Annotated in this window: 1 protein-coding gene; it reads left to right on the top strand. The window is 56.2% G+C overall.

The annotated features are described in order from the left end of the window. A partial coding sequence (locus tag ACYP03_RS24285; protein WP_459782410.1) for an FAD-dependent oxidoreductase occupies window positions 1-416 on the top strand: 416 nt, incomplete at both ends.

Raw genomic sequence — 416 nt, 5'->3', positions numbered from 1 at the left:
AATTCAGTTCCGTACTCTGAATTCTTCTAAAGGCCCGGCAGTGCGTGCAACTCGCGCTCAGGCTGATCGGGCACTTTACAAAGCCGCGGTTCGTGAAGCATTGGAAAACCAGCCAAATCTGATGCTGTTTCAGCAGGCTGTTAACGATCTGATCGTCGAGCAGGATCGTGCTGTTGGCGTGGTGACCGAAATGGGCCTGAAATTTCGTGCCCGCAGCGTGGTATTAACCGTAGGCACCTTCCTGGGCGGCAAGATCCATATCGGCCTGGAGAATTACAGCGGCGGCCGCGCCGGGGATCCCCCGTCGATCGCTTTGGCTGATCGCTTGCGTGCCTTGCCTTTCCGTGTCGATCGTTTGAAAACCGGTACACCACCACGTATCGATGCCCGTACGGTGGATTTCAGCCAGCTGGAAG

The organism is Photobacterium sp. R1, assembly GCF_054600795.1.
The sequence above is the reverse complement of the archived record's forward strand: the minus strand, read 5'-3'. Positions and strand labels throughout refer to the sequence as shown.